This is a genomic window from Kitasatospora sp. NPDC036993 (assembly GCF_055607525.1).
Window position 1 is genome coordinate 1 of sequence record NZ_JBVJRP010000031.1, and the last position, 24,860, is coordinate 24,860.

Sequence of the window (24,860 nt, forward strand, 5' to 3'; positions counted from 1 at the left end):
TCGCCGGTGGCCTCGCCCAGGCCGGACTCGTTGTTGGCGCCGCCGGGGGTGAACTGGTCGAGGCCGTGGCCGAACTCGTGGCCGACGACGTCGATGGAGGCGATCCACTTGTTGGCCTGGCTGTGCCCGATGGATATCGTGCTGCCGTCCCAGTAGGCGTTGACGTCGTTGAGGCCGACCTTGACCGGCCAGCTGCCGCCGTTGCCGTTGTGCCCGTTGCGACCGAGCCAGTCGCGGAGCATGTCCCATTCCTTCTGGGCGGCGAACATCGCGTCGCCGCAGCCGGTCTCCTTGCTGGTGGCGCTGCCGGTGCCCCAGGTGTCACTCGACTTGGAGAAGACCTGGCCGGTGCTGTAGTCCGCACACGACAGGCCCGGACGGTTCGGGTCGCGCAGCGAGTAGGAGCTGCCGGAACCGGTGGTGCTGATGGTGGGCGAGGGGCCGTTCCACTCGCTGTTCAGGGTGCCGGCGTGGACGTCGTCGTAGCTGTCCACGACCTCGCCCGTCGCGGCGTCCACGAACACGTGCAGGCGGCTGGGGGCCGCGCCCTTGTGGCCGGCCAGGACGGTCTCCCAGGCCAGGCGGCTGCCGCCGTCCTTGACCCGCACGACCAGGCGGCGGGACTCGACGGAGTCCACCGAGGCCAGCTTGGTGCGGGCGGTCTTCTCCGCCTGCGCCGCGCTGACCTGCGCCGTGGTGGAGCCGCCGACCGGGCCGGGGGCGGCGGACTGCAGGGCGCGGACGGTGCCCTGGGAGTCGGCCAGCACGACCGCGTCGCCGCCGACCACCGGCAGGCCGCGGTAGCTGCGCTCGTAGGCGACGGAGTACAGGCCACCGACCCACGGGGTGACGTTCGTGCGCTCGTACGTCTCGTCGGTGCCCTTGGCCAGGGCGTCGAAACCGGCCGCGACCGCGGCGTCGGCGGCGTTCACGGCGGCGGCCAGAGCGCTGGGCGGCGCGGTGGCGGGGGTGGGCGCGGCGGTGGCCGGCCCCGCGGTGGCGGCGAACATGCCGGCCAGCACGGTCAGGGTGGTTGCCGTGGTCAGCAACCTTCCTGCGGTAATCCTGCGTTGCATCGAGGCTCCTCGCATGTGGGGGTCCTCGACCGCGGACGGTATGGCTGGTGGCGCACCGCAGGGTCGCGTCTGGGGGGACGGCCGTGCGGGCCGTCCGCGCTCGGGTGCCCGAACACTCACACGGCGTCATGCTCTGGTCAATGGCTGGTGCACGCGATGCAAGGGGTTGGCAAATTCCGTCAAGCTGCGGTTTTCTTCAAGTGGTTGAGACCACGTCATGTACGGGGTGGGTGGCGATCGAGTACCGTCCTCATCATCGGAGTCGTCGGAATCACTGGAACCGTCGGCGGGCCCCGCGCCCGGCCGGGGACGACGCGCCCGGGAGGCAGCCGTGGAGCGGAACCGTGTGACCCCCGCGACAGGGGTTCCGGCACCGCCGACCGGCCGGGGGCAGGACACCTGGCGGGAGTTCGGCGCCCGGCTGCGGCACTGGCGGCGCCGGGCCGGCCTCACCCAGGCACAGCTCGGTGCCGGGATCGGCTACGACCACACCGCGGTCAGCCGGATCGAGCACGGCGCCCGCCGGGTCACCCCCAGGATCGCCGACCGGATCGACGAGCTCCTCGGAGCCGGTGGCGAGCTGAGCGCGGCCTGCCAGCGTGCCGAGAGCGCCGAACTGGGCGGGCTGGAGGCCCTCCAGCCCGCGCTGCTCCGGCCCCCGCTGCCCGGCGGGGCGCCGCTCGGCACGCCCGTCCCCATGCCGGCCCCCGCTCCGCCGCGGCTGCCCGACTACGGCCTGCTCTGCCCGCTCCACGGCGCCGAGGGCTGCGAGGTCCCCGGACCCGCCGAAGTCGCCGCCCTGCACGCCGAGTTCTGCGCCCCCGGGGCGCTCGCCGACCCGGCCGCCGCGCGCCCGCTGGACGCCGAGACCGTGCACGCCCTGACCGGGCTGCTCGCCGCCCACCTGCGCTCCGGCGAGACCGGCGACCGGCTCGGCCTGGCCGCCGCCGTCGAGCGCACCCTGCACGCCGTGCTCGCCCGGCTGGCCGCCGCCCCCGCCGCGCAGCGCGGACCGCTGGTCCGGCTGGCCGCCGAGCACTCCCACGCGGCGGGCGCACTGCGGATGCAGGACGGCCGCAACGCCACCGCGATGGCCTGCTACGACCGCGCGCTCACCTGGGCCGGGCTGGCCTCCGACCGGGCCACCCTGGTCGGCACGCTCAGCGACATGAGCATCCTGGCCCGGCTGGACGGCGATCCGGTCGCCGCCCTCGGCTACGCGGGCGAGATCGAACGGGCCGCCCCCGGCCGGCCCTGGGCCGGCGCGATGGGCCGGATCAGTCGGGCCAGGGCGTACGCCCTGACCGGGGAGGTCAGGGCGACCGTCCGGGAGATCGGGCTGGCCCGGGCGCACCTGGACCACATCGGAGCGGAGGACGAGGCCGACGTGCCCTGGCTCTCCATCGCCTCGATGCGGATGCGGGTGGAGTCCGCCGCGGCGGCCGCGCTGCGTGACCTCGCCGCGGCCACCGACGACCCCCGGCTGGCCCGCCGGGCGCTGCGCGCCACCGAGACCGCCCTCGGCCTGCTCGGCCCGAACCAACTGCCGTCCAGCCGACTGCTCTTCGTCGTCCGGGCGGCCGACTGCCTGGTCTGCGCGCACGATCCGGAGGCGGCCGTCGAACTGCTCGCCCCCGCCCTGGAGGCGACCGGGGCCACCGCCCTGCCCGCGCTCGTCGAGTACGAGCTGCGCGGTCTGCGCGACCGTCTCGCGGCGCACGCGCCCCGCGCCGCACACCGGTTGACGGAACCGGCCCGCTCCTGACCGACGGCCGTCCTGGGGACCGTGACGTCCGGTGCCCGGTTGGCCGGAACGAGGGCGGCGCAGGGCGGCGCAGAAGGGGCGTGCGACGGCGCTCACCTGCTGGAACGACGGCGGTCGCACCCCGGCAACTCCCGCGTAATTCACACAATGCGCCCCCTTTGCGCCGCCCAAACGTCAACTTTGTGCGCGTATAGTCCGCCGATCGGGTCATTCATGGAGTTAACACGTCGAATGACTGTCACGACGCAGATCTGCCGCTAGAGTCTCTGACGTTTCCAGTCGTTAGTTCGCGAAGAACGGGGGGCGCGTGCTGTCAGCCATTGCCCGCCGGCTCGCCCATCCGCTCCTGCTCCTGGGTGTGCTGTGCACGGCCGTTGCGACCCTGCACTTCCACTGGGCGACGGACCGGGTCTCCTCGCTCTTTCTGATCGCCGTCATCGCCTACCTGGCGGTCCTGGAACGGGTCATCCCGTACCGGACCGACTGGCATCCGAATCGTCGCGAACTCGGCTGGTACAGCGTCTACTTCGCGCTGAGCATGGTCGGCGGCGGACTGGCCCAGGGGCTGGTCGCGACGCTGGTGGTACTGCTCGGCCCGGCCCGTCCGGCGCTGCCGTTCGCGGTGGAGATCCCACTCGCGCTGCTGGTCGGCTCGCTCGGCGACTACCTCGTGCACCGCTGGTCCCACCGCAACCGGTGGCTCTGGCGGCTGCACGGGGTGCACCACGTCCCGGGGAAGGTGAACGTCTCGAACAACGGCGTGAATCATTTCCTGGACGTGTTCGCCGCGCAGTCCGTGGTCCAACTGTCGCTGGCGCTCATCGGCTTCTCACCGGATTCAGTGTTCGTGGTCGGAATATTCGTCCTGGCTCAGGGGTATTTCGTCCACGCGAACATCGAAGTCCGAATCGGCCCGCTCGGCCATATCCTGGCCGGCCCGGAACTCCACCGCCTGCACCACAGCACCGACCTCGCCGAAGCCGGCCACTACGCCTCCGACCTCTCGCTCTGGGATCACGTGTTCGGGAGCTTCACCTGGCGGCCCGGCAGAGTGCCGAAGGCCGTCGGCCTCACCGACCCGGCCGCGTTCCCCGCCACCGGGGAGTTCGGCGCCACTCTGCTGCACCCGTGGCGCCGGGCCAAGACCACCGAGCAGTCCGCCTGAAACCCCGGCCACCGCGAGGCCGCCTCCACCTGACCGCGTCCCCGGCGCCACGCCATCACCCTCGGATTGGATCATGACTTCCTCGCCCTTCGCCGTGCCCCGCGAGCGCATCGCGATCACCGGTATCGGCTGCCGCCTGCCGGGACACGCCAACGACCACCGTTCCTACTGGCGCAACCTGATCGAGGGCCGGGACTGTCTCACCGAGACGCCAGCCGACCGCTACGACACCGCGACCCTGGGCAGCAGGGACCGGGCCAAGCCGGGGCGGCTGATCGGCGGCCGGGGCGGCTACATCGACGGATTCGACACCTTCGACCCGGACTTCTTCGGGATCAGCCCGCGCGAGGCCGAGCACATGGACCCGCAGCAGCGCAAGCTCCTGGAGGTCAGCTGGGAGGCCCTGGAGGACGGCGGCCTGCGCCCCGGCGCACTGGCCGGCCGGGAGGTCGGCGTCTACATGGGCGCCTTCACCCTCGACTGGAAGATCCTCCAGTTCGCCGACCTCGCCTTCGACACCATCGCCGCGCACACCGCCACCGGCACCATGATGACGATGGTGTCCAACCGGATCTCGCACTGCTTCGACTTCCGCGGGCCGAGCGTCTCGATCGACACCGCGTGCAGCTCCTCCCTGGTCGCGGTGCACCTGGCCTGCCAGAGCCTGCTCCGCGGCGAGACCGAACTCGCCCTGGCCGGCGGTGCGTTGTTGCACATGGCGCCGCAGTACACGATCGCCGAGACCAAGGGCGGCTTCCTGTCCGCGGACGGCCGCTCGCGCGCCTTCGACGCCTCCGCCGACGGCTACGTCCGGGCCGAGGGCGTCGGTGTGGTCGTGCTCAAGCGGCTCTCCGACGCGCTGCGCGACGGGGACCCGGTGCACGCCGTCATCCTCGGCAGCGGCGTCAACCAGGACGGCCGCACCAACGGCATCACCGTCCCCAGCGCGGACGCCCAGGTCACCCTGATCGAACGGGTCTGCGCCGAGGCCGGGGTGCTGCCCGGCAGTCTCCAGTACGTCGAGGCGCACGGCACCTCCACCCCGGTCGGCGACCCGATCGAGGCCGCGGCCCTCGGCCGGGTGCTCGGCATCGGCCGCCGCGCCGGGGACCGCTGCTACGTCGGCTCGGTGAAGACCAACATCGGGCACACCGAGGCGGCGGCCGGCGTCGCCGGGCTGATCAAGACCGCGCTCGCGCTCAGGCACCGCCGCATCCCGCCGCACCTCAACCTGGAGCGGCCCAACCCCGGCATCGACCTGGCCGCGCTGCCGTTCGAGATCCCGACCGCCCCGGTCGAGTGGCCCGAGCACCGGGGCCCGGCCAGGGCCGGCGTCAACTCCTTCGGGTTCGGCGGCACCAACGCCCACGTCCTGCTGGAGGAACCGCCGCAGGCGGGCCCCGTCGTGCCGGTGGCCGAGCCGGCCCGTACGGTGCTGCCGCTGAGCACCAAGGACACCGCGGGACTGCCCGAACTGGCCGCCGCCGTACGGCAGGAGCTGGCCGGCGGGACGTCCCTGGCCGACCTCGGCCACACCCTGGCGCACCGCCGCCAGCACCTGCCCGAGCGGCTCGGCGTGGTCTACTCCACCCGGGAGGACCTGGACGAGGCGCTGGCCGCGTGCGAGCGCGGCGAGGAGCACCCGCGGGTGGTCCAGGGCCGCGCCAGGGAGCGCCGGCAGCGCCGCCTGGCCTGGGTGTTCACCGGCATGGGCCCGCAGTGGTGGGGGATGGGCCGGGGGCTCCACGAGCACGAGCCGGTCTACCGCGAGGCCGTGCAGGCCGTCGACCGGGAGATCCGCGCGCAGGCCGGCTGGTCGCTGCTGACCGAGCTGGGCCGCGACGAGGCGGACTCCAGGATGGCCGAGACCTGGCTCGCCCAGCCCGCCAACTTCGCCGTCCAGGTGGGGCTTTCGGCGCTCTGGCGGAGCCACGGCCTGCGCCCCGACGCGGTCGTCGGCCACAGCACCGGCGAGGTCGCCGCCTTCCACGAGGCCGGGGTGTACGACCTGGCCGACGCCGTGCGGGTGGTGCTCGCCCGCAGCCGGCTCCAGCAGCGCCTGGCCGGCACCGGCACCATGCTCGCGGTCGGCCTGCCGGAGGCCGAGGCCGAGCGCCGGATCCGCCCGTACCGCAGCCAGGTCTCGCTCGGCGCGGTCAACAGCCCCTCCGCGGTGACCCTGGCCGGGGACACCGAGGCGCTGCGCGAGCTGGCCGGGGAACTGCGGCAGCAGGGCGTCTTCGCCCGCCTGCTGGACGTCGAAGTCCCCTACCACAGCGTGCGGATGGACCCGATCCGGGACGAACTGGTCGCCGCGCTCACCGTCATCAAGCCGCAGGAGGCGCGGCTCCCGCTCTACCTGACCGCCCGCGAGGGGCTCGCCCGCGGGCCGGAGCTGGACGGCGCGTACTGGTGGCAGAACGTCCGCAACCCGGTGCGCTTCCGGGCCGCCGTCGAGCGGATGGCCGAGGACGGGCACGGGCTGTTCCTGGAGCTCGGCCCGCACCCGGTGCTCGGCCACGCGATCCGTGAGTGCGCCGAGCAGACGCACACCCTCCCGTCGATCCGCCGGCAACAGGACGAGCCCGAGCGCTTCGCCCGCAGCCTTGCCGAACTCCACACCCTCGGCGTCGAGTTGAGCTGGAACGCGCTGCACCCGGCCGGCCGCCCGGTGCCACTGCCCGCCTACCCGTGGCGGCGCGACCGCTACTGGGTGGAGCCCAAGCCGGTCGAGCAGGTCCGGCTCGGACGGCTCGACCACCCGCTGCTCGGCCGCCGCACCGCGAGCGCCCAGCCAGGCTGGACCAGCGCGCTCGACCCCGAGCGGCTGCCCTACCTGAGCGACCACCGGATCGAGGGCCAGGTGGTCTTCCCGGCCGCCGGGTACCTGGAGATGGCCGCCCAGGCCGTCCGTACCCTGACCGGCGGCACCGACGTGACGCTGGCCGAGATCGAGCTGAACCGGGCGCTGTTCCTCTCCGATACCGAGCCCGTCCCGGTCCAGTTCGGCTACGCGCCCGAGGACGCCCGCTTCACCGTCACCTCCACCCCGGCCGGCGGCGAGCCGGGCGTGCACGCGAGCGGCCGGGTCCGCACCGGCCAGCGCCGCTCGTACGGGCCCGCCCTGGACGTGGACGCGCTGCGCGCCCGCGGACGGCACCTCGACGGGCCGGACTGCTACCGGCAGCTGGCCGAGCGCGGCTACCACTACGGACCGGCCTTCCAGACCGTCGCCGAGGTGTGGACGGGCCGGGGCGAGGCGCTCGCCCGGATCCGGCCGACCGGACAGCTCGGCCCGGACGCGGCCGGCCACCACCTGCACCCGGTGCTGCTGGACGGCTGCTTCCAGGCCCTGCTCGCCACCCGGCTGGACGCGCCCGAGGACGGCAGCGTCCGGCTGCCGGTCTCGATCGAGGAGGTCAGGCTCGACGAGATCGGCGACCGCCCGCTGTGGGTGCACGCCACCGTCACCCGGGACAGCGGCGAGGAACTCGTCGGCGACCTCGCGCTCCACGCCGAGGACGGCACCCCGGTCGGCAGGATCACCGGCTTCCGGGTCGCCGACGTCGCCCAGGCCCCGGCCTCCGTGGGGCTCGCCACCATCGACGGCTGGCTCACCGAGGTCGCCTGGGTGGCCGCACCCGAGCCGGCCACCGAGGGGACCGTCGGCGACCTGCTGCTCTTCGCCGACGAGGGCGGTCTCGCCGAGCGGCTGGCCGCACTGGCCGCCGAGCGCGGCACCCGCTGCCACCTGGTCAGGCCCGGCACCGGGTACCGGCACGGCGACGGGCACTCGACCGTACGGCCCGACTCCGCCGAGGACGTCCAGCGGCTGCTCGCCGACCTCGGCCCGGGCTTCGGCACCGTCGTCCACCTCTGGAACCTCGACCAGCCCGCGCTGGCCGCCACCGCCGCGGACCGGCTCGGCCCGCTCGCCGCCCTCGGCGGTTACTCCCTGATCACCCTCGCCCAGGCCCTGCCCGCCGCCCGCCCGGACGGCCGGCTGCACATCGTCACCCGGGGCACCCAGCCCGCCGTCCCCGGCGACCGGGTCGAACCGCTCGGCGCCCCCGCCTGGGGCATCGGCCGGGTGCTGTGGCAGCAGGAGCTGGTCGCCCAGCGCGGCACCCTGATCGACCTCGACCCGGCCGTCGGCGCCGCCGACCAGGCCGAGGCACTGCTCGCCGAACTCGCCGCCCACGACGAGCAGGAGATCGCGCTGCGGGCCGGTGCCAGGCTCACCAGCCGGCTGCGGCAGGCCGAGGGCCTCACCCGCCCGCTGCCGCCGGTCCTGCGCCCCGACGGCAGCTACCTGGTCACCGGGGCCTTCGGCGCCCTCGGCCGGCTGCTCTGCCGCACCCTCGTCCGGCGCGGCGCCCGGCGGCTGATCCTGGTCGGCCGCACCGCGCTGCCCGAGCGCTCCCAGTGGGCGCACACCGACCCGGACACCCCGGCCGGCGAGCGGATCGCCTTCCTGCGCGAACTCCAGGCGCTCGGCGCCGAACCGCTGATCGCCCCGGTGGACGTCACCGACGAGGCCGCCCTCGCGGACTGGCTCGCCGACTACCGGCAGCGCCAGCGCCCGCCGATCCGGGGCGTGTTCCACCTCGCCGGGCAGGTCAAGGACACCCTGCTGGCCCAGATGGACCGGCCGTCCTTCGACGCCGGCTACACCCCCAAGGTGGTCGGCGGCCACCTGCTGCACCGGCTGCTGAGCGACGAACCGCTCGACCACTTCGTGCTCTTCGCCTCCGTCGCCTCGCTGCTCACCACCGCGGGGCAGACCAACTACGCGGCCGGCAACGCCTTCCTGGACGCCCTCGCCCACCACCGCAGGGCCGACGGGCTGCCCGGGCTCAGCCTGGACTGGGGCCCCTGGGCCACCGGCATGATCGAGGAACTGGGCCTGGTCGCCCACTACCGCGACGCCCGCGGCATGAGCTCGCTGCCGCCGGACGCCGGAACGGCCGTCCTGGAGCGCGTCCTCGGCCAGGACCGCGCCCAGCTGCTGGTCGCCACCGTGGTCGACTGGCCGACCTTCCTCGCCTGGTACCCGGCGCCGCCGCCGCTGGTCGCCGACCTGGCGGCGAACGCCGCCGAGCAGGCCCCGGCCGAGACCGGCGGCTTCCTGGACGCCTACCGCGCGGCCGACCCGCAGACCCGGTCCGAACTGGTCACCGAGCGGCTCACCGCCGCCGCCGCGGCCGTCCTGCGGATCGGTGCCGAGCGGATCGACCGGGACACCAGGCTCGGCGCCCACGGCCTGGACTCGCTGCTCGCGATGGAGCTGCGCGCCCGGGTGCACGGCGAACTGGGCGTCGCCCTGCCGGTGGTGGCCCTGCTCGGCAACGGCACCGTCGGCGACCTGGCCGACCTGCTCACCGAGGGCCTGGCCGAGCGGCTCGCCACCGACGGCGGCCCGGCCGAGGCCGAGGTGGAGCTGTACACCGACGAGTCCCGCCACCCGCTCACCCACAACCAGCAGGCGCTCTGGTTCCTGCGCCTGCTGCACCCGGACGGCTTCGCGTACAACATCGGCGGCGCCGTCGAGGTGCGCGCGGAGCTCGACCCGGAGCTGATGTTCGCGGCCTTCCGCTTCCTGGTCGCCCGGCACCCCGAGCTGCGCGCCGCCTTCACCGCGGAGGAGGGCCGCCCCGTCCAGCACATCCGGGCCGAGGCCGAGGCCGAGGCCGACACCGGGCTGTTCGACGTCGAGGGCCGGCCGTGGGAGGAGATCCACGAGCTGATCGTCCGCGAGTACCGGCGGCCGTACGACCTCGCCGAGGACCCGCTGGTGCGGCTGCGGCTGTTCCGGCGCGGGCCGGACCGCTGGGTACTGATGAAGGCCGTCCACCACATCGTCTCGGACGCGATCTCCACCTTCACCTTCATCGAGGAGCTGTTCGAGGTCTACGAGGCGCTGCGCCAGGGCCGCGCCCCGGAACTGCCCCCGGTGCCCGCCCGCTACCTGGACTTCCTCAACCACCAGAACCGCTTCCTGGCCGGGCCCGAGGCGCGGCGGATGCTCGACTACTGGCGCGAACGCCTGCCGGCCGGGATGCCGGTGCTGGCGCTTCCCACCGACAAGCCGCGCCCGGCCGTGCAGACCCACAACGGCGCCTCCGAGTTCTTCCGGCTGGACGCCGAACTCACCTCCAGGGTCCACGAGTTGGCCCGCGCGAACGGAGCCACCCCGTTCATGGTGCTGCTCGGCGCCTACTACCTGCTGCTGCACCGGTGGTCCGGGCAGCCGGACGTCGTGGTCGGCAGCCCGGTCACCGGCCGCACCCAGGAGGAGTTCGCCTCCGTCTACGGCTACTTCGTCAACCCCCTGCCGCTGCACGTGAGTCTGGCGGGGGAGCCGACGGTGGCCGAGCTGCTGGCCAGGGTGCGCGAGAGCGTGCTCGGGGGTCTGGACAACCAGGAGTACCCCTTCCCGCTGCTGGTCGAGCAGCTGGGGCTCCAGCACGACCCGAGCCGCTCCGCGGTGTTCCAGGCGATGTTCATCCTGCTCACCCACAAGGTCGCCGTGGAGCGCTTCGGCTACCGCCTGGAGTACATCGAACTTCCGGAGGAGGAAGGGCAGTTCGACCTCACACTGTCCGCCTACGAGGACCGCGCGGACGACTGCTTCCACTGCGTCTTCAAGTACAACTCCGACCTCTTCGAGCCCGCCACCGTCCGACGGCTCGCCGCCCACTACCGCAACCTGCTGGACGCCATGACCCGCTCGGCCGGGGCGGAGCCGGTCGGACGGCTGCGGATGCTGGGCGAGGCCGAACGCCGCGAGATCCTCACCGGCTTCAGCGGTGCCGAACGCCGGATCGAGCACGACACCCCGGTGCCGGAGCTGATCGCCAAGGCCGCCGCCGAGCGGCCGGAGGCCATCGCCGTGGTCGCGCCGGGCCGGGACCGGATCCGCCGGCTGACCTACGGGGAACTGGACCGGCGCTCCCAGCGCACCGCCGTACGGCTGCGCGAACTCGGCGTCGGCGAGGGCTCGGTGGTCGCGGTCTGCCTGGACAAGTCGCCCGAGCTGATCACCGTCCTGCTGGCGATCTGGCGGGCCGGCGCCGCCTACCTGCCGCTCGACCCCGGCCACCCGGCCGACCGGATCGCCCACCAGGTGGCCGACGCGGGAGCCGCGCTGGTGGTGGTCGACCAGCGGCGCCCGCTGCCGGCCGCGCTGCCCGCCACGCCGGTCACCCTGGAGGAGCTGGACCGGCCCGCGGGCACCGCGGTGCCGCTGCCCGCCGCCGACCCGGACCGGGCCGCCTACGTGATCCACACCTCGGGCTCCACCGGCCGCCCGAAGGGGGTCAGGGTCGACCACCGCAACCTGGCCGCCGTCACCGCGGGCTGGCGCGCCGAGTACCGGCTGGACACCGACGTCCGGGTGCACCTCCAGATGGCCGGCACCGCCTTCGACGTGTTCTCCGGCGACCTCGCCCGGGCGCTCAGCACCGGCGGCACCCTCGTACTGGTCGACCGCGAGCTGCTCTTCGACACCGCCCGGCTGTACCGGGTGATGCGCGAGGAGGCCGTGGACGGCGGCGAGTTCGTGCCCGCGGTGGCCCGCGCGCTGCTGGCGCACTGCGAGCGCGACGGCCTGACGCTGGACTTCCTGCGGCTGCTGATCGTCGGATCCGACTCCTGGAAGGCCGCCGAGCACCGGCGGGTGCGCGCCCTGTGCGGCCCGCGGACCAGGCTGGTCAACTCCTACGGACTGACCGAGGCCAGCGTCGACAGCACCTACTACGAGGGCGCGGCCGAGCGGCTGGAACCCGGCCGGATGGTGCCGATCGGCCGGCCGTTCCCGAACAGCGCGGTGTACATCCTCGACCCCTACGGCGAGCCCGTCCCGGTGGGCGTGCCCGGCGAGCTGTGGATCGGCGGCGCCGGCGTCGCCGCCGGCTACCCCAACGACCCCGAGCAGACCGCCGGCCGCTTCGTCACCCTGGAACCCGACGGCACGCCCCTGCGGCTCTACCGCACCGGCGACCTCGGCCACTGGGACACCGAAGGCACCGTGCACCTGCTCGGCCGGATCGACAACCAGGTCAAGGTCCGCGGCCACCGGATCGAGCTGGGCGAGATCGAGGCCCACCTCACCGCCCGCCCCGAACTCGCCCAGGCCTGCGTGGCGGTCCGCCAGGACACCAGGGGCGAGGCCGTGCTCGCCGCCTACGTGGTGCCCGCCGAGGGCACCACACTGGACCGCCGCGAACTGCGCCGCCACCTGGCCGAGCACCTGCCCACCGTGATGATCCCCTCCTACCTCACCGAGCTGCCCGCCCTGCCGCTCACCCCGAACGGCAAGGTGGACCTCGCGGCGCTGCCCGAACCGAAGGCCGACACCGCGGGGGCCCGGCACGAACCGCCCGTCACGCTCTACGAGACCAGCGTCGCCGAGCACTGGAAGAACCTCCTCGGCCTGGCGGAAGTCGGTCTCCAGCACGACTTCTTCGAGCTCGGCGGCAGCTCGATCCGGCTCATCGAACTGATCCACCACCTCCAGAGCGAGTTCAACATCGCCATCCCGGTCGGCCTGCTGTTCAAGGTCACCACCCTGCACGGCATGGCCCGCACCGTCGAGCAGATCATCACCGGCGAGGTGGCCGGCGGCGAGCCCTACCTCCGGTTCAACCCCGAGGCACCCGAGGACCGCACGGTCTTCTGCTTCCCGCCGGCCGGCGGCCACGGGCTGGTCTACCGGCAGCTCGCCGCGCACCTGCCCGAGCACCGGATCGCCGCGTTCAACTACCTGACCGGCGACGACAAGACGGCCCGCTACGCGGACCTGGTCGAGCAGCTGCACGCCTCCGGGCCGTACGTCCTGCTCGGCTACTCGCTCGGCGGCAACCTGGCCTTCGAGGTGGCCAAGGAACTGGAACGGCGCGGACGCGCCGTCGGCTCGGTGCTGATGGTGGACGCCTACCGGGTCACCGAGGCCTTCGACCTCGGCGAGGAACACCTGGCCGTCTTCGAACGCGAACTCCACGAGCACCTGCACCGCCACACCGGCTCGCGGATCGTCGCCCGGGAGACCCTCGAACAGGCCAGGGACTACCTGGAGTTCTGCAGCCGCACGCCCAACACCGGCACGGTGACGGCCCAGCTGGACGTGGTCTGCGAACGCGAGCGGCTGTCCGTGCACGTGGGCGGCGAACCGGGCTCCTGGCACGGCGCCTCCACCACCGGAACCGCGGTGTACGTCGGCCACGGCGTCCACGCCGAGATGCTCGACGGGGACTTCGCGGCCCGCAACGCCGAACTGGCGGGCGCCATCCTGGCCGGGGGCACCACCGATGCCCGCGGCTGACCGCGGACCCGACTGGTCCACCAGGGAGCGGGCCCCCGGCGGCCCGCCCCGGGTCATCGTGATCGGGGCCGGCCTGGCCGGCCTCGCCACCGGCTGCTACGCGCAGATGAGCGGCCTGGAGACCCGGATCTTCGAGAAACACGTGCTGCCCGGCGGCTGCTGCACCGCGTGGTCCCGGCACGGCTACCTCTTCGACTACTGCATCGACTGGCTGATCGGCACCGCCGAGGGCACCGGCGCACACCAGGTCTGGAGCGAACTCGGCGCCCTGGACGGCAAGTCGGTGACCCTCTTCGACACCTTCAACCGGGTGGTCGACGAACACGGCAGGGCCGTCACCTTCTACGGCGACCCGGACCGGCTGGAGGCCCACCTGCTGGCCGTCGCGCCCGGCGACGCCAAGCCGATCCGGGCCTTCTGCCGGGACCTGCGCCGCTTCGCCGCGACCGAGCTGCCCTGGGACCTCACCCCGCCGCCGCTGCGCACCACGGCGGAACGGCTGCGCACCCTGCGCGCCGTGCTGCCCGCGTTCCGGCTGTTCTGGCGCACCGCCACCACCCCGATGAGCGGCTTCGCCGAGCGCTTCCAGGACCCGCTGCTGCGGCGGGCCTTCCCCAACATGTTCCTCCAGGAGCCCGCGGGCTTCCCGCTGCTGCCGTACCTGTACACCCTGGCGGCCGCGCACAACGGCAACGCGGGCTTCCCGCAGGGCGGTTCGCTCGGGCTGGCCCGCTCGGTGGAGGAGCGCTACACCTCGCTCGGCGGGGTGATCGGCTACCGCCGCCGGGCCGAGCGCATCCTGATCGAGGACGGGCGCGCGATCGGGGTGGAACTCAAGGACGGCTCACGGCACTACGCCGACCACGTGGTGGCCGCCTGCGACGGCCCGACGGTGCTCGACCGGCTGCTGGAGGGCCGCTACTCCAGCCCCGCCACCGAGAAGCTGTACGGCGAACTGCTCGACAAGCCGGGCAACCTCTACCCGGCGGTGGTCTCCGCCTTCGTCGGCATCGACGGCCCGCTGCCCGAGGGCGAGCCGCACAGCACCACCTACCTGCTGTCCCCTGAGGACGGCGACCGGCTGCCCGGCACGCTCCAGCGCAGCCTGGTGGTGCAGCTGCGCTCCTCCTACGCGGACGGCTTCGCGCCGCCGGGCAAGTCGGTGCTGCACTGCACCTACTTCAGCGACTACCGCTCCTGGAAGGACCTGCGGACCGGCGACCGCCGGGCGTACCGGGCCCGCAAGCAGGAAGTCGCCGTGTTCGTCCGGGAGTTCCTGGAGCGGACGTACCCCGGGCTCGGCCGGCGGATCGAACTCGTGGACGTCGCCTCACCGGTGACCACCGAGCGGTTCACCGGCAACACCTACGGCAGCATCCTGGCCTGGCAGGCCTTCTCCGAGGCCGAGGACGCCGTGAACCGGCTGGTCAACCGGGACCGGATGCGGCTGCCCGGGCTGAGCGGCTTCTCCATGGCGGGCCAGTGGACCGCGCTCGGCGGGCTGATCCGGGCCGCCACCAGCGGCCGGTTCGCCGCGCAGTACCTCTGCCGGGAGCTGGGCGTGCCGTTCCGGGCCTGGCCCAGCGACAACCGGGAACCCTGGCACCCGGGCAAGTGGGGCCGCCTGCCGCAACTCGGACGGGCCACCGTGGGACTGCCGGAACCGGGAGCGGCCGACGAGGGACCGCCGGAAGCGGGCGTGCCGGGCGTGGGCGTGCCGGAACCGGGAGTGGCGGAAGTGGGAGTGGCGGAGTGAGCGGGACGACGACCGGCGACCGGCGGAGCATGGTCATCATCGGCGGGGGGCTCGGCGGCCTTTCCACCGGCTGCTACGCGCAGATGAACGGCTACCGCACCCGGATCCTGGAGATGCACGAGATCCCCGGCGGCTGCTGCACCGGCTGGGACCGCGGCGAGTTCACCTTCGACTGCTGCATCAGCTGGCTGCTGGGCAGCGGCCCCGGCAACGAGATGCACCAGATCTGGCTCGAACTCGGCGCGCTGCAGGGCAAGCGGATGCGCAACTTCGACGTCTTCAACGTGGTGCGCACCCGGGACGGCCGGGCGGTCTACTTCTACTCCGACCCGGACCGGCTGGAGGCCCACCTGCTGGACCTCGCCCCGGAGGACGCCCGGCAGATCCGGCAGTTCTGCGCGGGGCTCCGCAAGTTCCGTCTGGCGCTGGCCCGTTACCCCTTCCTCAAGCCGGTCGGACTGATGGGCCGGTGGGAGCGGACGCGGATGCTCGCCTCCTTCCTGCCGTACTTCAACGTGATCCGGCGCTCGATCACGGTACTGATGAGCGACTACTCGGCGCGGTTCAGGAGCCCGCTGCTGCGCGAGGCGTTCAACTTCATCCTGTACGAGAAGCATCCCAACTTCCCGGTGCTGCCCAACTACTTCCAGCTCGCCTGCCACGCCGGGCAGTCGGCCGGGGTGCCGGAGGGCGGCTCGCTGGGGCTGGCGCAGTCGATCGAGCAGCGCTACCGGCGGCTGGGCGGCGAGATCACGTACAACACCAAGGTGACCGAGGTCCTGGTCGAGGACGACCGGGCGGTGGGGGTGCGGCTGAGCGACGGCCAGGAGGTGCGGGCCGACATCGTGGTGGCCGCCTGCGACGGGCGGACCACCATGATGGACCTGCTCAAGGGCCGCTACCTGAGCGACACCTACCGCCGGCTGTACACCCAGACCATCTCCGAGCCGGGCATGGTCTTCCCCGGCTACATGACGGTCTTCCTCGGCCTGCGCCGGCCCTTCCCCGCAGGGGACCCGTGCACCACCTACCTGCTGGAGGACGAGGTCGCCGAGCGGCTCACCGGCATCCGGCACCCGAGCATCAACGTCCAGTTCCGCAGCCGGCACTACCCGGAGCTGTCGCCCGCCGACACCACCGTGGTGTACGCCAGCTACTTCTGCGACATCGAGCCCTGGCGGGAGCTGAGCACCGGACCGGAGCAGACGCCCCGGGTACGGCGCGGCGAGGAGCTGCACACCCTGCCGGTCGGCCGGGGGCGGGAGTACCAGCGGGAGAAGCGCCGGGTGCGCGACACCATCGTCGAGTTCCTGGACGGCCACCACCCCGGGCTGAGCGAGGCGGTGGCCGTCAAGGACGTCTCCACCCCGCTCACCCAGGTCCGCTACACCGGCAACTACAACGGCACGGTGCTGGGCTGGCAGCCCTTCGTGGAGAGCGGCGAGACCCTGGAGGAGGAGGTCAAGCGCAACGGCCCGGGGCTGCCCGGCCTCGCGAACTTCTACCTCTCAGGAGTCTGGGCGACCACCGGCGGGCTGATCAGGGCGGCCGCGGCCGGCCGGCACGTCGTCCAGTTCATCTGCCGGGACGACGGCAAACCGTTCACCGCCGAGGTGGACGACAGCGCACCCCTGCCCACCCTGCTCATCGAACCGGTCGGCCCCTCCGACCGGCAGTTTGGAGTCACCTCGTGAGGATCGAGAAGTGGGTCGTCCGGGAGCACGTGGACGGTGTGCCGGACGTCGACCGGATGTACCGGAAGGTCGTGGAGGAGGTGGACGTCGGGCTCGCCGAGGACGAGATGCTGCTGCGCACCCGGTACGTCTCGGTGGACCCGTACCTCCAGGGCATCGCGCTGGACACCCCGATCGGTGATCACATGGGCGCGGACTCGATCATGGAGGTGGTGGAGGCGGGGCCGGCCGCGCGCTTCGCGGTCGGCGACCTGGTGCAGGGCTTCGGCGGCTGGCGCACCCACCTGGTCAGCAACGGCGAGCAGCGGCTCTGGCAGACCGGCACCTTCCCGATGGTCTTCCCGGCCTTCCGCCGGCTGGACCCCTCGCACTACGACGAGACCCTGCCGCTGACCACCGCGCTCGGCGTCCTGGGCGGGCCGGGGATGACGGCCTGGGGGACGGTCGAGAAGTTCCTCGACGTGCGCCCGGGGTCGACGGTGCTGGTCAGCGGTGCCTCCGGGGCGGTCGGTTCGCTGGTCGGGCAGCTGGCGAAGCACCGGGGCGGGCGGGTGATCGGCACCACGGCGTCGCCGGAGAAGGCGGCCCGGTTGTGGGAGCTGGGCTTCGACGGGGTGCTGCTGTACCGCGACGGCGACGAGCCCGAGCGGCTGGAGAAGGAACTGGCCGAGCTGGCGCCGGACGGCATCGACCGGTACTTCGACAGCCTCGGCGGGGTGCTGACCGACGTGGTCTTCGGGATGCTCGCGGTGGAGAGCCGGGTGGCCGTCTGCTGGCAGTGGGGGAGCCAGGTCGGCGGGGACTGGGCGGGGCCGCGGCTGCTGCCGATGATCATGTTCCCGCGGACCACGATCCGCGGCATCTTCTCGCTGGAGTGGTTCACCGAGGAGAACTGGGCCGCGCTGCGGCGGGACCTCGGGGCCCTGGTGAGCAGCGGGGAGCTGACGTACCAGGAGACCGTGCACCAGGGGTTCGACAGCATCCCGGCGGCCTACCGCGGCCTCTACCTGGACCGCTCGGCCAGCCGGGGGAAGGTGCTGGTCGAGCTCTGACCGGGGCGGCCTCCGGCGGGGGAGGCCGCGGGAACGGGCAGGGCCTCTTCGGCGGATCCGTCGAAGAGGCCCTGCCGCGCGCTCAGTTCAGGGTGAACCAGGTGCTGCGGGACTTCTTCCACTCGGGGTGGGTGAGGTCCTTGGCGGCGGTGGCGTCGCCGTACAGGTCGGCGGAGCCGTCGTCGGTGATCAGCTGGGCGCGGGCGCCGGGGGCGTCCAGGTCCGGGACGTCCGGGACGGCCTCCCAGGCGCCGTAGTCGCTGGTCGGCAGGTCGGTCAGCTTGGTCGGCTGGGAGCCGGGCTGCCCGTTCCAGCGGTAGAGCGCGTACGGGGCGGAGTTGTCCTCGGCGGACCAGGAGCCGGCCACGATCAGGTACTGGCCGAGGTCGTTGCGGCGGATGTCGCGGATCGACAGGCCGCCGAGGTTCAGCTCGATCGCGTCGCCGAAGGTCGCGTGCGAGGCCGAACCGTTCAGCAGTGAGGGGAAGTCGGTGACCGGGACGAGCAGCGCCCGGCCGCCGGTGACGGCCGGGGTGAGCGGCGCGCGGAAGCCGATGTACGCGGTGCTGGTGCTGCCGGGGGCGAACTCCAGGCCCTCGACGTTGAACCCGTCGATCTGCTTGGGCACCTGGCCGTCGGCGGCGCCCGCCGCGAAGCCGTAGTGCTTGCCGTGGGCGTTGTCCCAGGCGATCAGGTCGTCGCGCAGGCCGTGGTACGAACCGGCCAGGGACAGCTGGGTGTCGGCGCCGGAGCCGGTGACGGTGGTGGCGAAGACGGTGTGCCGGTCCGGCTTGACCACGCCGTCCTTGTTGTTGCCGAGCGAGCCGGTCCAGTAGATGGTGTTGCCGACCCGGGTGGCGCCCTCGATGTCGATCTCCTTGGAGACGCCGAGGGCCGAGCTGAAGTCCCAGGTGCGGACCGGCGCACCGGAGTTGTCGCGGTCGTACAGGCGCAGGGTGTTGGACTCGTCGTCGCCGACCACGAGGTAGCCGCCGCCCGCGTCCACGGCGGCCGAGGCGTCGCTGGAGCCGGTCAGGTAGCGGCTGGTGGCGGAGGACTGGACGGCGGGGGAGGCGGCGTAGTGCAGGGTGCGGGTGGCGCTCTTGCCGCCGAGGCCGGTGACCTTGATGGTGAGGTCGGCGTAGCCGACGCCCTGGGCGGCGACCGCGAGGGTGCGGGTGCCGGTGGTGCCGGTCACGGTGACGTCGCCGGTGCGGGCCACGGCGCTGCGGGTGGTGGCGGAGGCGGCGACGGTCAGGGCCGAGACCGAGGCGCCGGACTGGGCGACCGTCACGGTCACGGTCGGGTCGCCGGTGGCGCCGACCGCGCCGGAGAGGTACCCGGCCGAGAAGGTGATCGTCGGGGTGCCGTACGAGACCGCGCCGGCCGGGAGGGCGGGCAGGGCGAGCACGGGCACCGCCGCGACGGCGACGGCGAGCGGGAGCAGGCGGCGGAGGGGACGCGACACGGTGGCTACCCTTCGACATGCGGGGGGAGTTGACGGAGGGTGTCAGCCTGCTGGCGCTCGGCGAACACCGACCCTACGGCGACCTTACGAGGGCGGACGGGCGGGCGAACAGCAGGCGTGCGCCGGGTGTCCGCCGACGATCGGGGAACCCTTGGTTCAGCCGGTGATGCCGGCCTTGCGCAGCACCCGGCTGACCGCGTCCCACTCGGGGGCGACCGGATCGGTGCGACGGGTGCCGACGCCCGAGTCCTTGAAGCCGCTGGACGTCGACACGCAGACCACCGGGCCGTCCGAGAGGTCCGGCTCGCCGAGGCTGCGCAGCCCGGCCAGGCCGGCCGCCGCGGACAGCTCGGCCCAGAGCCCGGCCCTGGCCATCTCCTCCTTCGCGTCGGTGAGTTGGGTGTCGGTCAGGGTCAGCGCCCGGCCGCCGCTCTCGCGGACCGCGAGCACGCCGCGATAGCCGCTGACGGGGGAGTTGATCGAGTACGCCGCGCTCGGGCGGACCGTCACGCGGGCGGCGGGCAGCCCCTCGGCGACCGCCCGGGCGAGCGGCCCCGAGGTGACCGTCTCGCAGGAGTGGATGCGCGGCACCCGGTCGGCCAGACCCAGCCGGACCAGCTCGGTGAACCCCTTCCAGACGCCGAACAGGAGCTCGCCGTAGCCGGTGGGGACGAACACCGCGCTCGGCAGGCCGACGTCCTGGAAGATCTCGTACGCGATGGTCTTGTAGCCCTCGGGGCCGTACGCGTGCCCGGTGTGGGTGGTGGTCAGGTTGCTGACCGGGTGCAGGCCCAGCCGGTCGACCACCTGGCGCAGCAGCGGCCAGCGGGCCTCCCACGGCACCGGGAGCACCACCGCGCCGTAGGCGTCGAGGAAGGAGTCGACGTTCGGCGGGAGGTCCGGGCCGGTGAACACCACGCAGCGCAGTCCGGCGCGGGCGGCGTAGGCGGCGGCCGCGGCGCCGTGGTTGCCCGAGGAGGCGACCGCGATGCCGGCGGCGCCGACGCCCACGGCGGCGCTGGTGGTGCAGCGGTTGAGCCGGTCCTTGTGGCTCCACGTGGGGTTGCGGGACTCGTCCTTGACGTACACCCCGGGTTCGATCTCCACCAGCGGAGTGGTGCCCTCGCCCAGGCCGGTGGCGAGCAGCGGCGGCAGCAGCGGGGCCCAGCGCTCCAGGCCGCCGCGCACCGGGGCGGGGGCGAACAGGGCCGCCGGGTCGGCCTTGTCGTAGGCGTAGTCGACCTCGACGGGGTAGGAGACGTCCTCGGTACCGGTGCGCGGGCAGCCGGCGGTGAGCGGGGGCCAGAGCGGGAAGCCGAGGGCGGGGTCGCCCAGGGAGCGCTGGCCGGTGGCGAGGGAGTGTTCTGTCGGCATGACAGGAGACTAACCGGGCGGGCCCCGCCGGTGGCCGGGCTCCGGCGTGAACTCGTGCGTGGGGCAACGGTTTCCGGCGGGTTCGGGCCGGTTCCGGCGGTTCGGCCGGGTCAGCCGCCCTGGCGGATCGCGGAGATGTCGAACTCCAGGACGACCTTGTCGCCGACCAGGACACCGCCGCCCTCCAGAGCAGCGTTCCAGGTGACCCCGTACTCCTTGCGGCTGATCGTGACCGAGCCCTCCAGGCCGACCCGGAGGTTGCCGTACGGGTCGACGGCGTTGCCGGTGTACTCGAAGTCGATGGTGACCGGGCGGGTGGTGTCCTTGATGGTGAGGTCGCCGGTGACCCGGTAGTCGGTCTCGGAGCGGGCCTCGACCGCGGTGGCGCGGAAGGTGATGTCGGGGAAGTTCGGCGCGTCCAGGAAGTCGTTGGTGCGCAGGTGCTGGTCGCGCTGCTCCACGCCGGTGTCGATGCTCTCGGCCTTGATCACCACCTGGCCGGTGGAGCGGGACGGGTCGTTGCCGTCCAGGTGGGCGGAGCCCTCGAACCGGTGGAACGCGCCGCGGACCTTGGTCACCATCGCGTGGCGGGCGACGAAGCCGATCCGGGTGTGGGTCGGATCGAGGACGTAGTCGCCGGTGAGCTCGGAGAGTTTGGCGGTCATGGTCGGCATGCCTCCTGATGGGGGTCGCGGGCCCGGCCCGGCGGTGTCCGGGCGGTCCCCGGACCACGCTAGGGGCAGTCTCCGCGGGTCGCGCGCCGGGTTGGGCCCAAGCGGGGGCGGGAAGGCTCGCGGGGTACGCCGGAGGAGCGAACGGAGCAGGGGCCGCGATGGACAGTGGGGTACGGGCGATGGTCGACGCGGTCGACGAGGCGCGGCGGCAGCTGCGGGAGAACGCGCTGCCGAAGGCGCGGGACAGCGGCCGCGACAAGGTCCCCGAGTCGGAGGAGGCGGCGCTGCTGGCGGCGCTCGCCGGGCTGGTGGAGGCCGTCGTCGAGCTGGCCGACGCCGCCTCGGACCGGATGACCACGGGCGACAGCCGTGAGACGTACGTCAAGGTGGCCCGGCGGCTGCGGGACCAGCCGGGCTACCTGCGGGACGACGCGGCGGCGGTCGAACGGCGGGTGCGCGGACCGCGGTGACCGGCCGCCGGGCCCCTGCTGGAGGGGCCCGGCGGGGTCGGTCAGCGGTGGCTGGAGAACTGCACCACCTGCTGGTAGGTCGGGCGGTTCTGCCAGGTGCTCTTGGGGTCGGTCACCCCGCCCAGCGGGCGGTGGATGATCGCGTCGGCGCACCACTGGTCGCCGGCCGAGCAGTCCGTGTCGCCGGGGTAGACCTGCGCGGAGGTCTGGGCGGCGGCCTGCTTCAGGGAGTTCAGCAGGACCGTCCGGCAGGCCGCGAGGTCGCCGCCGCCGCAGAACGGGCGGGCCAGCGGGCCGGCCACCTGGTCGCCGAGGACGGAGCGCAGGTCCTTGTCCAGGTAGCTCCACCAGCCGTACTGGAAGGCCGAACCCTTGTGCGGGATGGCCTCGTTGGCGTTGGTCGGGCCGCTGCCGGGACCGGTCTGGCCGCCGGAGGGGGACTCGTTGATCTGGAGGGCGCCGGTCAGCGCGCCGAACAGCGGGTCACCGAGGCCCGGCCGCATGACGCCCTCGGCGACCAGCGGCCACCAGGCGTCCATCACCCGGATCGCGGTGGCGTCCGCGTAGCTGTGGCTGCCCGGTGAAGTCTCCTTCCGCTGACCGCCGTTGGCGAGCCAGGCCTCCAGCTGCTGGACGGCGGTGAGGGTGGTCTGGTCGGTGACGGGCGCGCTGCGCAGCACCCGGATCAGCTCGGGCAGCACGTCCTCGGCCCGCAGGTCGGTCAGGGCGGCGCTCTCCATGGCCTGGGTGAGCGAGACCCGGCTCGCCTTCCCGCCGTTGCGGAGCAGGGACTTGACCCGGTCGTCCAGCAGGTTGCCGCGGTGCACCGAGCCGTTGCCGAAGCCGGCCGAGGTGTAGCCGTTCGCCTGCTTGTTGTTCCAGGAGATGTAGTAGTCCTGGTTGACGGACTGCGGGTGCTGGGCCGCCGGGGTGTACCGGGCGGTGTTGGCGGTGGGGTCGAAGTCGGCCCACTCGTAGGCGGGTTGGGCCTTGACCGGCAGCCCGGGGTCCACACCGGGGGCGCGCACCGGGTTGCTGCCGGAGTTGTAGTACGCGATGTCGCGCGAGTCGGCGTAGAACCAGTTGAAGGTGTAGTTGATGTCCTGGGCGGCCTGCTGGAAGCTCGCGGCGTCGTGCACCGTGCCCGGGTCGTTCAACTCCTGGAAGCCGACGATGGAGTCGACCTCGTGCCGGTAGGTGGAGCGCAGCGAGGTGAAGGCGACGGGTGCGCCGCCGACCGTCCCGCGGGCCGACACCAGGCCGTACTTGGAGCGGTACATCACCAGGGTGTACGAGCCGGCCGCGGTGGAGTCGGCGGTGGTCGGTTTCCAGGCGTTCTTGCGTTCCAGCCGGTCGAAGGGCAGGCACTGGCCGTGCCAGAGGTAGGAGTTGGCGGCGGTGGTGACCGGGGAGCCGTCGGTGGTGCAGAGCGGGACGGCGTAGGTGTCGGTGATGTCCTGCCCGGCCGAGGTGGCGCTCCAGGCGTAGTCCTGGCCGCGGCCGAGCTGCACGTAGAAGCTCAGGCCGGCGAAGGCGGCGCCGCGTGCGCTGATCCCGGGGCCCTGGATCTCCTCCAGCATCAGCAGCTGAGGGGCGAAGTAGCCGGTCTGCGGGCCGAACACGGCGGCCGGGTGGCCGTCGTCGGTGTGCGCGCCGGAGACCAGCAGGGCGTTGGACATCCCGTGCTTGGCGCTCAGCAGGTTGCCGGGCAGGACGCCGTTCGCCTTGGTGGTGGCGGAGTTGGCGGAGCCGGTGGGGTCGTAGACCACCCGCTCGGACACCACCGAGCCGGGGTCGGGCAGCGCCTCACCCTGTGGCTGGGCCGGGACGGTCGCGTACGGGAAGCTCTGTCCGTCGTGCAGGGTCTGGACGGCCTCGGGGTCGTCGGACTCGCGCAGTGACTTCCAGACCACGTCGCCGGCGTCCTTGCCGTACTTGGCCTCGGCGGCCGCCTTGACCTGGGCGGAGGAGAGTTCGCCGCCGCCGCCGGAGCCGAACAGCGCGCCGACCACGGAGGCGAGGGCGACCAGGTCGGTCAGCTTGAACGGCTCGATCGAGCCGGCGTTGGTGATCGGGTCGATGTGCCCGGTCAGGTCGTACTCGCCGGGGAAGGTGCGGGCGTTGTAGGACTCCTGGGCGTACTTGTTGATGCCGTCGAGGTAGGCGGTGGCGTCGGCGAGCGCCTGGGTGGCCCGGCCGCCGCGGGCGGCCATGGCGTCGATCTGCTGTTGCAGCTCCGCCTCGGTGTACGGCGCGGCCTGCCAGAAGGTCTGCTCCAGCTGGCGGTTGGCGGCGGCGCCGCCCGCGAAGCCGGACAGCTGGCCGCGGCCGACGTGCCGGAAGAGGTCCATCAGCCAGAGCCGGTCCTGGGCGGCGGCGTAGCCGGCGCCGAACTCGGTGCCGTAGCGGGTGGTGCCGGTGATGTGCGGGACACCGGTGGCCTTGTCGCGCACGATGGTGACGTCCGGGCGGGGGCTGATGCTGCTGGCCACCTGGTCGGCGGGGACGCCGAAGGAGGCGTCGTTGAAGAAGTCGCGGAGCTTGGCCTCGGTCAGGCCGGGATAGCCGGAGGCGAGGGCGGCGTACGGGGCGAGCTGGTCGTCGGTGTGCGCGGGGCGGGTGCCGAAGGCCCGGTTGAGCAGGATGTCCGAGAGGGTGGCGTTGCCGTTCTCGCCGGGCGGCAGGATGTCGGCGCAGTGGCCGCCGCAGTAGTCGTTGGCGGCGACGGTCGTCGTCGCGGGGGTGGGTGCGGCGGTGGCGCTGGGCGTGGTGGTCAGGGCGGCGGTGGCGAGCAGGGCCGCTGCGGTGGCGGCGGCCGGGAGCCGGAGGGGGCGGGTTCGCTGTCGTTGGCGTGGACGCAAGGCGGACTCCTCCGTCGGGGGCGCGGAAGAGTCGACGCTAGGGGTGCTACCGGACGGTTGACTAGTAGCGTGCATGTCATTTACCGGGCGGGGGTGGGGAGTTGCCGGGTTCGGCCGATCGGGCGGGTGCCTCCGAGGGGGCCCGGTGGGGGCGGACCGGGGCAGTAGCCTGGGCGCCTCTTC

At 73.3% G+C, this 24,860-nt stretch carries 11 protein-coding genes and 1 pseudogene; 7 read left to right on the top strand and 5 right to left on the bottom strand.

What is annotated here, in order from left to right:
• Positions 1-1,076: pseudogene (locus tag ACZ7C5_RS36670) on the bottom strand (peptidase M28); the annotation flags it as partial.
• Positions 1,077-1,422: 346 nt separating this feature from the next.
• Between ACZ7C5_RS36670 and ACZ7C5_RS36675 the strand changes: the two are divergent.
• The 6 genes from ACZ7C5_RS36675 (at position 1,423) to ACZ7C5_RS36700 (ending at position 17,830) form a co-directional block, all read left to right on the top strand.
• A complete protein-coding gene (locus tag ACZ7C5_RS36675) occupies positions 1,423-2,841 on the top strand; it encodes a helix-turn-helix domain-containing protein (RefSeq protein WP_401088522.1) in 1,419 nt (472 codons plus the stop codon).
• Positions 2,842-3,148: 307 nt separating this feature from the next.
• Entirely contained in the window at positions 3,149-4,006 is an 858-nt protein-coding gene (locus ACZ7C5_RS36680; protein ID WP_401088520.1) for a sterol desaturase family protein, read from the top strand.
• A 73-nt stretch (positions 4,007-4,079) separates the two neighbouring features.
• Positions 4,080-13,328 (top strand): non-ribosomal peptide synthetase/type I polyketide synthase, encoded by a 9,249-nt coding sequence (locus ACZ7C5_RS36685; protein WP_470324348.1) that lies wholly within the window; start codon positions 4,080-4,082, stop codon positions 13,326-13,328.
• A complete protein-coding gene (locus ACZ7C5_RS36690; RefSeq protein ID WP_470324349.1) occupies positions 13,315-15,084 on the top strand; it encodes a phytoene desaturase family protein in 1,770 nt (589 codons plus the stop codon). Before ACZ7C5_RS36685 ends, ACZ7C5_RS36690 begins: the two co-directional genes overlap by 14 nt.
• A 29-nt stretch (positions 15,085-15,113) precedes the next feature.
• Entirely contained in the window at positions 15,114-16,778 is a 1,665-nt protein-coding gene (locus ACZ7C5_RS36695; protein ID WP_470324371.1) for a phytoene desaturase family protein, read from the top strand.
• Positions 16,775-17,830, top strand: coding sequence for a zinc-binding dehydrogenase (locus ACZ7C5_RS36700; RefSeq protein ID WP_401088514.1), 1,056 nt, complete (start codon positions 16,775-16,777; stop codon positions 17,828-17,830). The genes ACZ7C5_RS36695 and ACZ7C5_RS36700 overlap by 4 nt, the downstream gene beginning before the upstream one ends.
• Before the next feature lie 82 nt (positions 17,831-17,912).
• On the opposite strand, the gene ACZ7C5_RS36705 is transcribed toward ACZ7C5_RS36700, so the two are convergent.
• The 3 genes from ACZ7C5_RS36705 to ACZ7C5_RS36715 form a co-directional block, all read right to left on the bottom strand.
• Positions 17,913-19,298, bottom strand: coding sequence for a hypothetical protein (locus ACZ7C5_RS36705; RefSeq protein ID WP_401088513.1), 1,386 nt, complete (start codon positions 19,296-19,298; stop codon positions 17,913-17,915).
• A 156-nt stretch (positions 19,299-19,454) separates the two neighbouring features.
• Positions 19,455-20,672, bottom strand: a complete 1,218-nt coding sequence (locus tag ACZ7C5_RS36710; RefSeq protein WP_470324350.1) for a threonine synthase — start codon at positions 20,670-20,672, stop codon at positions 19,455-19,457.
• Positions 20,673-20,782: 110 nt separating this feature from the next.
• A complete protein-coding gene (locus ACZ7C5_RS36715) occupies positions 20,783-21,337 on the bottom strand; it encodes a YceI family protein (RefSeq protein ID WP_401088510.1) in 555 nt (184 codons plus the stop codon).
• A gap of 167 nt (positions 21,338-21,504) precedes the next feature.
• On the opposite strand from ACZ7C5_RS36715, the gene ACZ7C5_RS36720 reads away from it, so the two are divergent.
• Positions 21,505-21,816, top strand: a complete 312-nt coding sequence (locus ACZ7C5_RS36720) for a hypothetical protein (RefSeq protein ID WP_401088508.1) — start codon at positions 21,505-21,507, stop codon at positions 21,814-21,816.
• A gap of 41 nt (positions 21,817-21,857) precedes the next feature.
• Here the strand turns inward: ACZ7C5_RS36720 and ACZ7C5_RS36725 are convergent, their stop codons facing one another.
• Positions 21,858-24,752 carry a penicillin acylase family protein gene (locus tag ACZ7C5_RS36725; RefSeq protein WP_401088506.1) on the bottom strand — a complete coding sequence of 965 codons (2,895 nt, stop codon included), beginning with the start codon at positions 24,750-24,752 and terminating at the stop codon, positions 21,858-21,860.
• Between the last annotated feature and the right edge of the window lie 108 nt (positions 24,753-24,860).

Bases quoted from the DNA above. Each gene is read 5' to 3' on its own strand.
- ACZ7C5_RS36725 (WP_401088506.1), bottom strand. From the start codon at position 24,752: ATGCACGCTACTAGTCAACCGTCCGGTAGCACCCCTAGCGTCGACTCT.
- ACZ7C5_RS36720 (WP_401088508.1), top strand. From the start codon at position 21,505: ATGGACAGTGGGGTACGGGCGATGGTCGACGCGGTCGACGAGGCGCGG.
- ACZ7C5_RS36715 (WP_401088510.1), bottom strand. From the start codon at position 21,337: ATGACCGCCAAACTCTCCGAGCTCACCGGCGACTACGTCCTCGATCCG.
- ACZ7C5_RS36695 (WP_470324371.1), top strand. From the start codon at position 15,114: ATGGTCATCATCGGCGGGGGGCTCGGCGGCCTTTCCACCGGCTGCTAC.
- ACZ7C5_RS36685 (WP_470324348.1), top strand. From the start codon at position 4,080: ATGACTTCCTCGCCCTTCGCCGTGCCCCGCGAGCGCATCGCGATCACC.
- ACZ7C5_RS36690 (WP_470324349.1), top strand. From the start codon at position 13,315: ATGCCCGCGGCTGACCGCGGACCCGACTGGTCCACCAGGGAGCGGGCC.
- ACZ7C5_RS36710 (WP_470324350.1), bottom strand. From the start codon at position 20,672: ATGCCGACAGAACACTCCCTCGCCACCGGCCAGCGCTCCCTGGGCGAC.